Origin of the sequence: Bacteroides fragilis NCTC 9343 (assembly GCF_000025985.1) — a bacterium.
In the GTDB taxonomy this organism is placed as follows: domain Bacteria; phylum Bacteroidota; class Bacteroidia; order Bacteroidales; family Bacteroidaceae; genus Bacteroides; species Bacteroides fragilis.
Map to the genome: position 1 here is coordinate 4182454 of NC_003228.3, position 15639 is coordinate 4198092.

Genomic DNA, 15639 nt, shown 5'->3' on the forward strand with positions numbered 1-15639 from the left:
AAGAGCAAGACACAATGCATCCTAAACAATTATTTTGCGATAGTTCTCTCAGGAACAAAGCAGAGAAACATCAATCATAAACAGAGAAAGAAGAAAAGAGCGGAAAGAGCAGATTAAGACCAAACCAATAAAACATGGGGATGTTGTGCAGTAAAACATCCCCATGTTATAGCACAAAACATCCGGATGTTTTATACAACAACATCCGGATGTTTTTACGCAAAGAGTCTAAAGTTTCAAAGTAAACAATGGCATATTACTGACGAATAAAACGTATGCTAAATCCGTAACCACGACTATATGTATTCGTAGACTGTGGTACGGATACATTCGAAGGATTGATGGAGAGCGCCCAGCAATTATACCCATCGACACTGCTAAACCACCAATACCCGACTTCATCTTTTTCCTGGAAAGCAAAAGGTTCATCAGCATCACGCCGTCCACCGGGTTTTCCCACAAACCCGGCAATACTCAATGCCTCGGCCACTTTAGAATCCCCACCCAGGAAATTCCGCAATTTATCCCAATCGCCCAAATGATTCGGTATTTTCCAGCCTTCAGTAACTAAAGACGTAGAACCGGAAAACACACCTGCATTGTACAACAGTCCATATTGATTGCGAATGGTCCGGCTATCTTCCGTAATGCCGGCGGGAAAACCATATACAGCATATCTCGGGTTAGCATCTTTTCTCCATTCCGAAGAAATGACTCCTGCACTGTTTGTTATCGTCCGCAGATTGTCCGCCATCCAATATTGGGTACCGATTTTCATCACCCGATATGAGTTGCCTTCATTATCAGTAGTCAGATAAGGACGGAGTCCGTTTGCCTGACTATCCGAGTAGCCGATATAATCGCCGGTTATAAAACTCACTCCGTCTTCTGTAAACAGGGAGGTGAATGGTTGCGTATTGGTACCCGGCGTATAAACGGTAGTCAGATAGTCTACTTTCCCTCCGTTATCCAATACCATTCCTTCGCCAAACGCTTTGTTATAAACATTATAAGGATAAAAGACCGAGGCACTTTTACCCGATCCAAATGAATAATCGGGAATAAACTCATGACATAGTTCTCCTACTTTCACTCCCTCAACATAAAGTTCATAAACAAACGAACGGGAAGAATCGGGCACTTTAAATTCAAGCAATAAAGTGACTCCGAGCGTTGCCGACAACTTCTTGCCGTCCTTGGCTGTCAATTCAAGAATAGCAGTACCGGACAAGGCTCCATCGGCCGAGCTTTTATCAGGAGCAATCACCGTCATCTCCCCGGTGGTGTCCGACGTATATTGGGCCGTAACTGTCCAACCGACCGGAGCCGTACATACCGGAGCAATACTTTTATTTACGCCACTGCAAGTAAACGTAAAGGTCAGAGACTCACTCCGATGAAAATACGTCACTCCCGAAGCCGCCAATTCTACCTGTGCCCCTCCCCACTCCGGCACTTTAAATATGGTTCCATCAGTCAGATAAAATACAATATAACCGTCTTCACTGACCACCTTCCGGAACATAGGATCACCGGACGCACCTTTCGCTTTCATCGGATTGCCCGCAGCATCTTTCAATTCGACAGGACCGCTCCCATAATCAAGCGTCCAGTATCCTGCCGCATTGACCCCAATGACCGGAACAATACCATCGGTTCCCGAAGCTCTGACCTTTTGCCCGTTGTTGTCCAAAAGAAAAGAAGATGTTCCATCGGCATTCTTGATAGCCCAATACAGATGTCCGTCCGTATCCATTTTCATAGTGACGACGGGAGCTGTCCCATTCTGTCCTTTGTCTCCTTCCGGACCGTCCGTACCGTCTGTTCCATCCTGGCCATCTTTACCATCGGTACCGTCCTGGCCATCTTTGCCATCGGTACCGTCCTGACCGTCTTTACCGTCAGTACCATCCTGTCCGTCTTGCCCATCGATACCGTCTTGACCGTCTTTACCGTCGGTACCATCCTGACCGTCTTTGCCATCGGTACCGTTCTGACCATTCTGACCATCCTGACCATCTTCTCCTTTTTTACCATCGTCTCCTTTCTCGCCATTCTTGATGACAATCGTACCACTTTTGAAAAAACTGATGGTATAGCCGCTTCCGTCTGCAAGTTCCTTGAAACCGGTAATATAATCACCTGATTCAGACGAATTAATGATCAGCTTCAAAGCAACGATATCCCTATTCATATTTTTGCACAACTCCTCGATAGAGTTTGCCTGCCCCTCCATTTCCGCGTGATTCTTCAACACCTCGTTCATCTCCTCCTGGCTACAGGCGGTTGCGAAGAACAGACAGAGAAACAATAGTTTGATTATATGATTCATATTCATTAGAGTTAAATTAATAATTTGCATCCCGGACACAACGAATGCTGTTACCTTCACCCGCCAACGCATTGCCAGAAGTCAACAGTTCTACAGAATTAGATTTGTAGGACATCCGGATGCGATAACTCGTTTCCGTCGACCACCATTGCCCTGTTGTTTCCTGGGCTCCGGTACTGCCATTACCGCCATCAACCGTATTAGCAGGCAAAGCCGTAAAACCGGTCAGATTGTTCGCCTCTATTCCCGTATCCTCCAACCAATTTCCAATTCCTTTCCCAACAGCTGTCGACTTCAGTTTACGTGCATCTGCCCCCACAAAGTCTACCAATGCTTGCAGTTCTGCTTTAGAAGGAACATGCCATCCTTGGGGAGCTATATTTCCTTTCATTGCAAACTGATTGTAAAGTACACCGTACAGGTTGCGATATTGCATAGCTCCCGGAGCATTGGCATTAACCGCCCGGTCGACCTGACAGGCCGGAAAACCTTTCCCGCACTGAATTCCCCAATCCAGAGATGTGGCAAAACCGGTAGGAATAGGAGTACCATCATTAAATTGGGTTGTCTTCAGATTTTCTCCCATCCAGTAGAGACTACCTATTTTTACAACCCGGTAAGCATATCCCTGCACATCGACAGCCAAGGAAGCTTTCAGCCCGCAAACAGTCCCGCTCACCAGTCCGTCTGCCCCATCTGCCGCCATCACATACCGGCTACCGTCTTCCGTAAGTATGGCAGTGGACGACGGATTGCCGGCCACCGGCATATATCCTGTTCCGTCATGCTGTATCGATGCTCCGTTTTCCAAGATCAGTCCGGAACCAAAAGTACGCGAAGCAGCATTATAAGAATAGACTACTGTAGCCCGGTCCGTCGTGGAATACGCCGGCACATACTCCCGGCATATTTCTCCTACTTTAACTCCCTCCATCAATACGTCATAAACCAGAGAACTATTGAACTTCGGAAGTTCAATACGATAATACAACGTTACCAGGATATCTGCCCGGACAGTATTTCCCAAAGCATCTGTGCCTTCTATCGTTATTCTTTCCGAAGCCGGCAGAGTCGAACCGGCAGCAGGTGCTTTCACAGTCAGCGTCCCTTGCAAAGCTTTCGGCTGATAATTAATCGTAGCATCCCATGTTCCTGCCACTTTTACTATCTGTCGGAAACTGCTACAATCAAACGTAACGTCCTGCGTTACTCCACGATGGAAGAAAAGTGGCCCCGTTTCATTGAATATCAATTTACTGTCTCCGGTTTTGGCCACTTTATAGATGCTCCCGTCAGTCATGGTAAACACGACATATTCAGGATTACCGGTATTCACAGAAGCAAAGATGGACGGGCTGCCATCTGTCACCGTAGCCACTATCTTCTCTCCGCTTCCTCCTGTGATCCATTTCGTTACACCTCCGACAGTAACCTGCCAATAGTATTCACCATCGGTATCTTTAGCTATGCCGACAGATGGAGTGACACCATTCACAGGAGTCATGATCACCTTGTTACCTTCTCCATCCGTCAGCCACTCTACCGCTCCGCCACCTATTTGTACAGTCCAGTAATAATTGCCATCCGTATCCCGTTTGGCACCCAGCAACGGAGTATCTCCTGCAGGACCTTTCACGCCGTCTTTACCGTCGTTACCGTCAACTCCGTCTTTGCCATCCTCACCATTGACACCGTCCTGTCCGTCACTGCCATTATGCCCATCGGTACCATCAGTTCCGTTCGACCCGTTTTGACCGTCGGCTCCGTTCTGACCGTCAACGCCGTCTTTACCGTCCGTACCATCCGTGCCGTTTGCTCCATCACTGCCATTCTCACCATTGGCACCGTCATTGCCATTTTCTCCTTTATTCCCCGTCAGGCCATTCTTTATAAGAATATCTCCTCCTTTATGAAAAACAATCAGTGTACCGCTTCCATCAGGCAATTCGGTCACACTCTCAATGTAATCATGAGTCGGTATCGTATTCACTATCGTGGCAAGCAGCCTCACTTCATTATTGGTATCGGATATCCATTCCCGGAGTTTTCCCATCCGTACATTCAGTTCGGCTTCCCGGCGCAGGGCCTCGTTAATGTCCTCCTGAACACAGCCTCCCGCCAACAGAACCGACAAAATGATAAACATATATTTTTTATATCTCTTCATGATTTCCTGTTTTAAAGATTAATCTTCTTTCAAAAGCCGTACACTGTAGCCTGTCGAATTATTGTCTCCGCTGTTAAACTCGAGTACGGATGAGTTTGCGGACAATCTGAACACAGCACCGACACTCTCCAGACTGGCACTGCTCCACCAGATACCGACTTGCTGAAAATCGTTGAACGAAAGACCGTCAGCACCTCTGTATCCTCCTCCGACACCGGAAAAACCTGTGAGATCGGTTCCACCCCCTGCCAGCCAATGCTCTGTTCCGGACTCTTTCAATAATGTACCGGCATTAGAACCCAGAAAAGCCCGTAATGTGGATACGATATCCGATTCCGTTGGAAGCTTCCATCCGGCAGGCACCACTTTTCTGGCAGCAACTCTATTGTACAAAACTCCATAAGATACCTTATTGGCAAATGCCCCTGCTGCAGCAGCATTCTCATAATCGTACACGGCACAGGCACCCGAACCGCTATCATCAAATCCACTCTCTCTCCAGGCACGCCCCGACAAGCCGGTGGCAACAGGAGTTCCGTCAGGATAAGTAAGTGTCCGTAAATTCTCCGCTGTCCAGTACTGTTTACCTATTTTCACAATGCGGTAGGCATTGCCATCCGCATCAGTCAGCCTTTCCGCCTGCAGGCCGTCTCCGAAATCCGGTTCACGTCCTTTCAACGAACTGTCGGTATAGAATTCCGATCCATTTTCAGTATAGATATACATAACTGCCGGCCTGTCAGAAACTGAAGCATGATAACCCGTACCGTCGTGCTTCACCGAAGCACCGGTATTCGTGATAAGTCCCGATCCATAAACTCCTCCTGTCAAATAAGGATAGACAACCGTTGCAGACAATCCCAGTTCCCGCTGGTATTCACGACAAAGTTCTCCTACCTTTTTACCCCAAAGACGGATGTTGTACACATAAGAACCTCTAAAATCCGGAAGCATTATCTTATAAAGCATACTCACGGTGAAAGAAGTCCGCGCCGTTTCTTCTGCGGTATTCGTACTTCGCAGTACCACATCTCCTGATAATGCTACGTCCGCTGTTCCCGCCGAAGGGGCCTCAAGAGTCAAAGCTCCCGCTTCAAAATCGACTGTCGCTTTCCACCCCTTCGGAACATCTACCGACAATTGCTCTTTTGAGATACCCTTACAACTGAAAGCAATCGCCTGAGACCCGCCCCGGTTGAAAAAAAACAGTTTACGTCCCTCCGGAACCTCAATAACCGGTCTTCCTATAGGTAATCTGAACCGGGTTGCCCCACCGCTTAAAGTAAATTCCACATAATCCGGCTCCTTCAAGTCCACCTTCTCAAACACGGACACAGCATTTTTTGCATTGGCAACTATTTTCTTTCCATCCGCTTCAATCCATGTCTCGGGACCGGTTCCAATCTTTTGCGTCCAGTAATAGTTATCGTCGCCCCCGTCGGACGTTTCCCATTGCTTCACTCCCAGTTGAGGGGTTTGTCCATCGTGTACCGTAGAGGTTGCCTTTATTCTGTTTCCATCATTGTCGGCCAGATAATAAGGTTCACCGGAACCTATTTTTATAGTCCAGTAATATTCCGAATCAGCGGGATCCTGCATAATGCCAACCACCGGATTCTGTCCGGAGTCACCTTGCTCCCCCTTACTCCCGTTGGTACCGTCGACACCATCTTTGCCATCGGTACCATCCACGCCATCCTTACCGTCCGTACCATTCGTACCATCTGCACCATCTTTACCATCGGTACCGTTCTCACCATCTTTTCCGTCCGTACCGTCGGTACCGTCCACACCATCTTTACCATCCGTACCATCTACGCCATCCTTACCGTCTGTACCGTCTATGCCGTCTTTCCCGGCATCTCCATCCGGACCGGTATCTCCTTTCTTCCCGTTACGGATAGTAATCGGAGCACTTTGGGAGAAGGAGATAGTATACCCCGCACCATCCGCCAGTTCCTCGATATGAGTAATGTTATCTCCTATCCTGTCGGTATTGACAATCACCTGAAGATTATAAATATCCTCATTCAGTTTTTTACATAGATCTGTCAATTCCTGCAATTCTTTCCTCTGATCACCCTGTCTGTCAAGTAAATCGTTGAAATCGGACTCTTTACAGCCATGCAGCAAAGGTATCAATAACAACAACAGATATATTTTCTTTTTAATCATAGTTTTCATTTTTGGATTTCAACAATAACTCGCCTGGCAAGTACGCTGTAATTATTCGGATCGGAAGTAAGCATATCTATGCACTCTCCTTTCACGGCGATACGTTTGCCATCTATCCCCTTCTTTTCAAGATAGGCTGCCAGTGCTTCGGCACGCTGTAAAGAGATTTTTTGATTAATATCCGGATTCCCGGTATGGTCGGCATGCCCTGAAAGAATAACTTTCAGCTCAGGATACTTTTTCAGGGTTTGCACGATGCGGCATAATTCATTTTTGTACAAGGCTACATTCAGATAAGCCGATCCTCTCTTAAAATAGACCGGAGGCAATTCGTTGAATCCCAGTATCGGATCAGAACCGGTCTTCTCCTTCACTACCGTGTGCGCCTGTTGCAACTGCATATTTAAAGAAGCAATCTCCCGTTTCATCCGCTCCTTCTCTATCGAATCTTCAACGCAACAAGCAGGGGCAGGCAAGCTGACCGCACGCTCCTCTATATATCTGATCTCCACATCCGCCGCTCGTCTTGAGGCATAGAGAACATTGTCTTCTTTCTTTTTACCCACCTTCCATATCAAAGAGAGTCCGGCACTGGTCATAAAGTGGTCTTTCGACTTAATCAGCGTAGATATACCATCCATCTTATTGTTATTGACCCATATAATTCCCGTACGCAACTGTACATCAAAAGCCCGGGAAATCTTATAACGCAAAGACACATCTCCCCCTATCCCGATGTTCCACTTATCCGTCTTTTTTCCCGATAATGGGCTTTTATCTGCCTTATTTATTAACTCTGTAGAGAAATGTTGTGCATAGACGGCAGGACTCAGTAATACCGTCCAGCGACGATTTCCCCGGTTAGGGCCAAAGAAATTATTCACATTCAGATTCATCTGCAAACCAATATTCGTAAAGTGTACTTTCGAAAACACATCCTTGTACTTCCAGGTATTAAAATCCTGATTCGTATAATAAGTCATCCCGTCGGCATTCATAAGGTAATCACCCGCGTAAGATTTCGCCCCCATTCTGGTATATCCGGTTCGCGCAGATGCCTCTATGCCTATCCACGAATTGACCTGATAACCGGCAAACCCTCCAAACTGAGATCCGACATAGGTTTTATCCGCCGAGAATGAAGTAAAATCGCCAAACAGGAAAGGGACACCATATTCTGCTCCAAAATACCAATGTGAATACGATTTAAGAGGTTTATCGACCTTAACCGGCGTTTCCGTCTGGGCAAACCCGATACCAAACAGCGGAGAAAAAAGAAGGAAAAGGATGGCTCTTCTGCATCCTGTCTCCATACAACAATGATTTTTTAACATAAGCTTCAATTTAAGAATTATTGTTTGTTTTCAATTTCTTGCGAAGTTCGCAAGGTGTCAGTCCATATTGTGACCTGCAAAATTTATTAAAGTGTGAAGGAGATGAAAATCCGAAGTCATCGATAATCTGACTAAACTCATCACCATATACGGTAATACGGTAAATGATATGTTGCGATTTCCGATTGAGAAGCCAACGGTAGACCGACACTCCGAACTGTTCTTTAAACTTTGCCCGAAAATTAGTGACACCATAGCCTAACAGGCTGGCCAACTCACCCACATTTTTTGCACTGAGATAGTTCTCCAGTATCTGTTCTTTAAACCTGGACGACTGTTCCGTCAAGGAACTGAACAAAATGGCGAGTTCCTGCTCATTATAAACAGAATTCAGGATATAGAACAGTTCCCGCTGCTTCGCTATATACAATGAGAGATCATATAAATTCATCTCCATGTACTGTGCAAGAAGCTGTAAAAAAGAATTCAAAGGCTCGGCAAATTTAAGTCCCACATCTTTTGAAACAGAACTATCCGAAATGGCTCCGAAAGGACGGAATGTCAATAAATCATGTACTATTAAATCACCAAATGCAAATAAGATGACCTGTGAGTCCGAAAGCATCTCGCAGGTATAGTCATCTTCTTTATCCCAGAAAAAGATATGCCGCTCTCTGACGGTAGCCAACTCTTGCTGAGCAGAAGAAACTTTCATAGTACCACTCATAATAAAAATCAAAACATTGCTATCCAACTTCAATAAGGAGTTCCCTTTTAAGATGATTAAAAAGCTAAATCCGGTTTGAAAAATCTGATTGGGTAGCAAATCAGAAGTCAAATTTTCAATTAAGGTTTTCATAGGTTGATGTATATTATAAAAAAACAAAAATGTACCAATATCTTACATTTAGAAGTACAAAGGAAGGCTTTTAACAGGTCAGTTCGTTTATACATTTTATTTAATTTGTTATATATAATAACAAATGGAAAAACTTTTTTTTCAGTTTAACGACATATAGATATACTACTTCTTTCATTTTCGTTATTCATCGCCTATCAGCCAACAGGTATTAATTTCTACTACGAAAGAATAAACTCCCCACCAGTCCATAAATCTCTGACGATTAATTCGTATATTTGTCCCCACGGAAAATCCGAATTTTATTAATAACATTATAAAGAACAGATGGAAACAGCAGAAAACAAGTACATCACTGTAGCTTACAAACTGTATACAACAGAAGATGGTAAAAGAGACTTAGTAGAAGAAACAGCAGCCGAACATCCTTTCCAATTCATTTCAGGTTTGGGCACTACGCTCGAAGCTTTTGAATCACAGATAGTAAACCTTCATAAAGGAGACAAATTTGAATTTACTATTCCTTTTGCCGAAGCTTATGGTGAATATGACGAAGAACATGTAATCGATCTTCCCAAAAATATCTTTGAGATTGACGGAAAATTCGATAACGAACATATCTATCCGGGAAACATCATTCCTTTGATGAACTCAGAAGGCCAGCGCCTGAATGGTAGTGTAGTTGAAGTAAAAGCCGATACGGTAGTGATGGATATGAACCATCCGTTGGCCGGTGAAGATTTGACTTTCGTGGGCGAGGTTACCGAGAGCCGTCCGGCTACAAACGAAGAAATTCAGGAAATGATTAAAATGATGACCGGCGAAGGCGGATGCAGTTGCGGAAGCTGTGGCGACGGTTGCGGTGACGACTGCGGAGACAGTTGTGGAGACAGCTGCGGTTGTGGACATTGCCATTAATCCCGAGCGGTAATTTATAAAACGAAAAACGGTGAACATACTGCAACTGCATCGTATGTTCACCGTTTTATTATACCTAAGGACAGACAATCTATTTCACGATCTTTATCAGGAAAGAATCCTTACTGTATTCTTTGTCATTCAAGTAAAGCCTTTTATGTATTGTAGGGTTCTGTTTCTTCCAGGTGATATATAAGTCGAATTTTACCACATCTTTCGTTCCATCTCCCCAATGAATCGTAAAGGTCTCTCCCTTATATTGATGTTCCGGAGAAAACTCACCAAAAGAAAGCACACGCTCTTTCGCTTCACCCAGCACTTCTTTTCTCAATCCCAACGGGCGGGGCATATTAAAGCGGGTATCCACAGAATTTTCCAATGGAAAGGATTTATCCCCATATTCCACAGTAATCTCATTACCCAATATATTCGACGCAACCTGTGGGTCCAGCAAGTTATTGCCGGCGGCATCCTTCACAGAAAAATAAATATTATAGTTTATGAAATCCCAAATATAATCTCCCTGGTCCTTCTCTTTATCTTCTTCTCCATAACATCCGGTCAGCAGAAGCGGAAATAATAAAAGCAACCATACAAAATGTTTTTTCATATATACAGCATTAATAGTTCGTCACTCCAACAAGATTCTTTATATCAAGAAAATGAAAGAATTAGTCTTTTACTGCTTGTCTTCTATTTTTTAACATATAGTTTAACATTAGCACCCTTTATGTGTCATGATGTCGAGCACCACCCTGTCTGTTTCATTCATACCCTGTGATCCAATCCGCGTCAGATTTCGGATGCTTTGATCGACATCCTCGTCAATAATCCCCTCGACCGAAGTAACACAACGATTCTCCATTGCCATTACCGCCGACAACACAGCTGTCGACACTCCTGTCGTCACCTTCAGAGCACAACTGGGTTTAGCTCCGTCACAAATCATTCCGGTCAGATTGGCTATCATGTTTTGAACGGCAAAAGCCACCTGCTTATAAGAGCCTCCCATCAACCAAGTAATGCCACAACTCGACCCGGTTGCCGCCACTACACAGCCACAGAGGGCGGATAGGCGTCCCAGACTCTGCTTAATATAAATCACAGTCAAATGACTCATCATCAAAGCACGAATTAATTCTTCTTCCGACTTTCCGTTTTCTTCGGCATATACCACTACGGGCAAAGTCGCAGAAATCCCCTGGTTACCACTGCCCGAATTACTCATAACAGGAATCATGGCTCCCGCCATACGGGCATCACATGCTGCCGACGTATACGAAAGAATATGTGAGAAAACGCTATCCCCCATAATTTTATGTTCATAAGTGCCCCGAAGCATCTTACCCAACGCATGTCCGTAATCACCCTGAAAAGACTGTTCTGCCGCTTTTTTATTAAGCCGTGCCGTCTCAAGAATAAAGCGGATTTCATCCAACGGAGCAGTCAACGCAAAATCATACACCTTCCGTAAAGTAAGTTCCAGAGTCTCTTCTTTCTCTTCCTCCCCGGAAGTCTGCTGTTTATTCAACAGTACTTCATCTCCCTTTGCCACGTAAACAAAGGTGGTATGCCCACCGGAAATGATAGCCGTCGCCTGTTCACCACCGGCTTCGCACGTCACCTCTATATAAAGTTTCTCCGTAATGTCTTCCTTCAACGAAATACAGATACGCTTTTCATCAATCAGTTTCTTTCCCTCTTCTACAGCTTCCGGAGTACTGTCTTTCAGCACCTCGAGCTGATAATCGGACTTCCCGATCAACGCACCCAAAGCCACAGCGATGGGCAGCCCGATCATTCCCGTACCGGGGATTCCTACTCCCATTGCATTTTTCAAGATATTAGCACTCAACAATACCTTTATTTTCTCCGGTTTGGCCCCCAAAGTCTCTGTAGCTTTTGCTACACACAATGCAACTGCAATCGGCTCTGTACATCCGATAGCAGGAATCACCTCCCGCTGTATTAAAGCGATTATCTGTTTTCTTTCTGATTCAGTCATCTGTCCAAGGTTTATATTTTGCACAAAAGTAGGAAATATACTCTTATAAACCATCCATTTAACCAAAGAATATCCTATCCGGATGAGTGAATGGTTTTACACTCTATCCTCTGGTTATTTAATAATTATCATGTATCTTTGCCTCTCAATTACAAATACTTAATAAAAAAGAGTAATGAATAAAGGATTTATACTAAAAGCCCTGTTTCTGTTATGCTTTCTTTTCTCACAAACAGCCCAAGGACAATCTTTCACTCCCGGAGAGATATGGCCCGATAATCACCAGGTACATATCAATGCGCATGGCGGAGGCATTTTATATGAAAACGGAACCTATTATTGGTTTGGCGAACACAAAACAGAAGGTGAAGCCGGAAATTTAGCCAATGTAGGGGTGCATTGCTACTCGTCCGATGACTTATATCATTGGAAAGACTGTGGCATTGCACTATCAGTGATAGAAAATGATCCCGGACATCCCATTTCTAAAGGGTGTATTCTCGAACGTCCTAAAGTTATATACAACCCTCTCACTAAGAAATATGTCATGTGGTTTCATCTTGAACCCAAAGGTGCAGGATATTCGGGAGCACTAAGCGGAATTGCCCTTAGCGACCGGGTTACAGGCCCTTACACCTTTCTAAAAGCTGTCCGTCCCAATGCCGGTTCATGGCCCATCAACGTACTGCCCATTCATAAAACCACCCGCAGACCTTCTGCAGAAGAAGAACGTCAATGCACCGGAGGTAGTCTTCCTGCCCATCCGGACAGCCTCAACATATTGGGCCGCGACATGGAGCAGGGGCAAATGGCGCGTGATATGAATCTGTTTGTCGATGATGACGGTAAAGCTTACCACATCTACTCCTCCGAAGAGAATAGTACGTTGCACATTGCCGAACTGGATCCGACCTATACAGGCTATACAGGCAAATATATCCGGGTCTTTATTAACCGGTTCATGGAAGCTCCGGCCATGTTCAAGAAAGATGGTAACTATTACCTTATTATGTCCGGCTGTAGCGGATGGAATCCCAATGCCGCACGCTCTGCCATAGCTTCTTCCATTTGGGGAGAATGGAAAGAGTTAGGAAATCCTTGTATAGGTCAGGATGCAGACCTTACTTTTCATTCTCAAAGCACTTATATCCTACCGGTACAAGGTAAGAAAAATCAGTTTATATACATGGGTGACCGCTGGACTCCGCAAAACGCTATTGACGGACGCTACATCTGGCTTCCCATCCATTTTGAAGGTCCCAAACCGATTATCGAATGGAAAGATTCATGGACTTTAGACTAAAAACATACCATTCTGAACATTATGACCGTTATAAAATGTTGTATTGTAGGCATTCAAATGTATCTTTTCAAAAAAGAAACTTAACTTTGCAGCCAAGTTTACAAAAAATCAACTAAACTAAAAGGATTATTAATCAAAAACAGAATCGAATGAAATTAAAGAATCTGATAGCCTGTTTCTTTCTGGGCTTTATAATGGTTTCTTGCATACAAGACGAAGCACCTAATGCAGAAGCAGACATTGAGACTTGTACAGTACCGGGTGATGTGCTCAATCGAGATCCGATTATCGGAAATGACCAAATAACCTTGCCACTAAAAAAAGGAACGAATATCAGTAAACTTGCTCCGGAATTTACACTCACTCCCGGCGCTACCATTAATCCGGAAAGTGGGGTTGTACGCGACTTCTCCACACCACAAAAATATGTGGTTACTTCCGAAGATGGAAAATGGAAAAAAGAATATGAGGTAACAGCCCTATTCTCTGGTATACCAACTAGTTATCATTTTGAGAATGCTTTGCCAGTAAAAGATAAAAAAGGTAATATTCTATATTACAATTTCCAAGAATCTGATGCAATAGGCAATATACTGAATTGGGCAAACGCCAATGAAGGTTTCAACTATACAGGAGTACAAGCCAAGCCGGAAGAATACCCCACCAGCCCGGCCCCTGACGGTGTACAAGGTAATTGTGTGAAATTAACAACTAAAGACACGGGATCATTAGGAGCTTTACTCAAAATGTACATTGCCGCAGGTAACCTATTTATGGGAAGTTTCACTCTGGATATTGGAAATGTATTAAGAGCGACCAAATTTGGCGTTCCTTTTACGCACATTCCTACTTCGTTCAAGGGGTATTACAAATACAAAGCAGGAGAAGTATTCACCGTAAAAGGAGAACCTGTATCCGGAAGAAAAGATATTTGTGACATATATGCCGTATTTTATGAAACAGACGATAAAGTAAAGTCTCTGGATGGAACGAATGTATTTACCAGCCCTAATCTTATTTCAATAGCACGAATTTCAAATGCTAAAGAGACAGAACAATGGACCGAATTTAATTTACCCTTTATCACACTACCGGGTAAAACCGTTGATTCACAGAAATTGGAAGATGGAAAATACAATGTTGCAATCGTATTCTCTTCAAGTATCAAAGGTGACTTATTTGAAGGTGCAGCCGGTAGCACACTATACATTGATGAAGTTGAACTAAGTTATAGGGATATTAAATAGGAAAGTAACAATGAAAAAAAGTATATTATTTATTTGTCTTCTCACTTTAGCAAGCACACTTGCTAAAGTACAGGCGCAAGAAGAAAGAAATCACGGCATCATTTGGTCATCATTGCACGGACTGGAGTATGGAGTGAAAGCAGGATTTAATATCGGAGGAACATCTCCCTTACCTTTGCCACAAGAGATCAGAGCTATCACTGGATATAGTCCGAATGTCTGTTTCGCAATCGAAGGTAATGTCACCAAATGGTTTGATAAAGATAAAAAGTGGGGAATGATTTTAGGACTCCGCTTAGAGAACAAAGGGATGGAAACCAAAGCTCGTGTAAAAAATTACGGGATGGAAATCATTGGTGATGGTGGCGAACATTTGGCCGGGAACTGGACAGGAAAAGTAAAAACTAAATTTAAAGCCTCCTATTTCTCAATTCCAATCTTAGCAGCTTATCAGTTAAGTCCCCGTGTCAGACTAAGTGCCGGACCCTATGTGTCATTCATGACCAGCGGTGATTTCAATGGATATGTATCCGATGGTTATTTAAGAAAAGGTGATCCCACTGGTACTAAAGTGGAATTTAAAGATGGAAATACAGCCCCTTATGATTTTTCAAAGGACTTACGAAGTTTCCAATGGGGCATGCAAGCCGGAGCAGAATGGAAAGCCTTCAAACACTTGACAGTACATGCCGATTTAGAATGGGGCTTGAACGATATTTTCAAAAAGGAATTTAAAACAATAACATTCAATATGTATCCGATATATTTGAATGCAGGATTTGGCTATGCATTCTAAAAAAATAGAATACTGAAAATAATTTAATCATTTTCCGCAAATTATCGAGTAGGAGGATAACAGTCAAAAAGTTTTCCTCCTACTTTTGTTCTCGGACCTTCTGCAACTACTGTAGTGATTTCATATACAATAAATTCACAATCAGATACGCTATCCTTAGGTTTACCCACTCCTCTAGATTATCATTAGTCAGCAATATCGAAAAAGCATACCATCTCCACCCCATGACAGAATCATACTTATAGTTTTACACACGAAGTAATTTAAGACTTAGTTCTGCTACTGAAATACATTAGAAAACAGAGTCTCGCGATTCATTTTGTCAATGTATCTCTTTAATCATCTGCCTGTCCATATCTCGCATTAAGATTAATAGAAAAAAATATCATAGTTTACTATTGCTAAATAAAACTCAAATTCAAGTAATGACAAAACAAGAAGGGCCACCCAATTTCTTGTGCGGCCCTTTTTATTCATCGACTTACAAATTATATTTTTAATTC

11 protein-coding genes are annotated in these 15639 nt (G+C 43.5%); 4 read left to right on the plus strand and 7 right to left on the minus strand.

What is annotated here, in order from left to right; translation table 11 throughout:
- Nucleotides 1-256: 256 nt before the first annotated feature.
- From BF9343_RS17155 to BF9343_RS17175, 5 genes are read right to left on the minus strand one after another with little or no spacing between them, the layout of a single operon-like run.
- Complete coding sequence (locus BF9343_RS17155; protein ID WP_025814003.1) at nucleotides 257-2332, minus strand: PL29 family lyase N-terminal domain-containing protein; 2076 nt, start codon at nucleotides 2330-2332, stop codon at nucleotides 257-259.
- A 16-nt stretch (nucleotides 2333-2348) separates the two neighbouring features.
- A complete protein-coding gene (locus BF9343_RS17160; RefSeq protein ID WP_010993465.1) occupies nucleotides 2349-4499 on the minus strand; it encodes an FISUMP domain-containing protein in 2151 nt (716 codons plus the stop codon).
- An 18-nt stretch (nucleotides 4500-4517) separates the two neighbouring features.
- On the minus strand, nucleotides 4518-6674 hold the full coding sequence (locus tag BF9343_RS17165) for an FISUMP domain-containing protein (RefSeq protein ID WP_041926256.1): 2157 nt from the start codon (nucleotides 6672-6674) through the stop codon (nucleotides 4518-4520).
- 5 nt (nucleotides 6675-6679) lie between these two features.
- Nucleotides 6680-7987, minus strand: coding sequence for an OmpA family protein (locus tag BF9343_RS17170; RefSeq protein ID WP_041926257.1), 1308 nt, complete (start codon nucleotides 7985-7987; stop codon nucleotides 6680-6682).
- A gap of 31 nt (nucleotides 7988-8018) precedes the next feature.
- Nucleotides 8019-8867, minus strand: coding sequence for a helix-turn-helix domain-containing protein (locus BF9343_RS17175; protein ID WP_005790717.1), 849 nt, complete (start codon nucleotides 8865-8867; stop codon nucleotides 8019-8021).
- A gap of 327 nt (nucleotides 8868-9194) precedes the next feature.
- On the opposite strand from BF9343_RS17175, the gene BF9343_RS17180 reads away from it, so the two are divergent.
- A complete protein-coding gene (locus BF9343_RS17180) occupies nucleotides 9195-9785 on the plus strand; it encodes an FKBP-type peptidyl-prolyl cis-trans isomerase (protein ID WP_005790721.1) in 591 nt (196 codons plus the stop codon).
- A 91-nt stretch (nucleotides 9786-9876) separates the two neighbouring features.
- On the opposite strand, the gene BF9343_RS17185 is transcribed toward BF9343_RS17180, so the two are convergent.
- Together BF9343_RS17185 and BF9343_RS17190 are read right to left on the minus strand one after the other, a co-directional pair.
- Nucleotides 9877-10395, minus strand: a complete 519-nt coding sequence (locus BF9343_RS17185; protein ID WP_005790723.1) for a hypothetical protein — start codon at nucleotides 10393-10395, stop codon at nucleotides 9877-9879.
- A gap of 108 nt (nucleotides 10396-10503) precedes the next feature.
- Nucleotides 10504-11790 (minus strand): L-cysteine desulfidase family protein, encoded by a 1287-nt coding sequence (locus tag BF9343_RS17190; RefSeq protein ID WP_010993469.1) that lies wholly within the window; start codon nucleotides 11788-11790, stop codon nucleotides 10504-10506.
- Nucleotides 11791-11965: 175 nt separating this feature from the next.
- Between BF9343_RS17190 and BF9343_RS17195 the strand changes: the two genes are divergently transcribed.
- The 3 genes from BF9343_RS17195 (at nucleotide 11966) to BF9343_RS17205 (ending at nucleotide 15136) form a co-directional block, all read left to right on the plus strand.
- Nucleotides 11966-13093 carry a glycoside hydrolase family 43 protein gene (locus tag BF9343_RS17195; RefSeq protein WP_005790726.1) on the plus strand — a complete coding sequence of 376 codons (1128 nt, stop codon included), beginning with the start codon at nucleotides 11966-11968 and terminating at the stop codon, nucleotides 13091-13093.
- Between the two features lie 149 nt (nucleotides 13094-13242).
- Entirely contained in the window at nucleotides 13243-14340 is a 1098-nt protein-coding gene (locus tag BF9343_RS17200; RefSeq protein ID WP_010993470.1) for a PCMD domain-containing protein, read from the plus strand.
- Between the two features lie 10 nt (nucleotides 14341-14350).
- Nucleotides 14351-15136 carry a porin family protein gene (locus tag BF9343_RS17205; protein WP_009292612.1) on the plus strand — a complete coding sequence of 262 codons (786 nt, stop codon included), beginning with the start codon at nucleotides 14351-14353 and terminating at the stop codon, nucleotides 15134-15136.
- Nucleotides 15137-15639: the final 503 nt, after the last annotated feature.

Coding starts and splice junctions, on each gene's coding strand:
- BF9343_RS17155 (WP_025814003.1), bottom strand. CDS start 2,332: ATGAATCATATAATCAAACTATTGTTTCTCTGTCTGTTCTTCGCAACC.
- BF9343_RS17160 (WP_010993465.1), bottom strand. CDS start 4,499: ATGAAGAGATATAAAAAATATATGTTTATCATTTTGTCGGTTCTGTTG.
- BF9343_RS17165 (WP_041926256.1), bottom strand. CDS start 6,674: ATGATTAAAAAGAAAATATATCTGTTGTTGTTATTGATACCTTTGCTG.
- BF9343_RS17170 (WP_041926257.1), bottom strand. CDS start 7,987: ATGGAGACAGGATGCAGAAGAGCCATCCTTTTCCTTCTTTTTTCTCCG.
- BF9343_RS17175 (WP_005790717.1), bottom strand. CDS start 8,867: ATGAAAACCTTAATTGAAAATTTGACTTCTGATTTGCTACCCAATCAG.
- BF9343_RS17180 (WP_005790721.1), top strand. CDS start 9,195: ATGGAAACAGCAGAAAACAAGTACATCACTGTAGCTTACAAACTGTAT.
- BF9343_RS17185 (WP_005790723.1), bottom strand. CDS start 10,395: ATGAAAAAACATTTTGTATGGTTGCTTTTATTATTTCCGCTTCTGCTG.
- BF9343_RS17190 (WP_010993469.1), bottom strand. CDS start 11,790: ATGACTGAATCAGAAAGAAAACAGATAATCGCTTTAATACAGCGGGAG.
- BF9343_RS17195 (WP_005790726.1), top strand. CDS start 11,966: ATGAATAAAGGATTTATACTAAAAGCCCTGTTTCTGTTATGCTTTCTT.
- BF9343_RS17200 (WP_010993470.1), top strand. CDS start 13,243: ATGAAATTAAAGAATCTGATAGCCTGTTTCTTTCTGGGCTTTATAATG.
- BF9343_RS17205 (WP_009292612.1), top strand. CDS start 14,351: ATGAAAAAAAGTATATTATTTATTTGTCTTCTCACTTTAGCAAGCACA.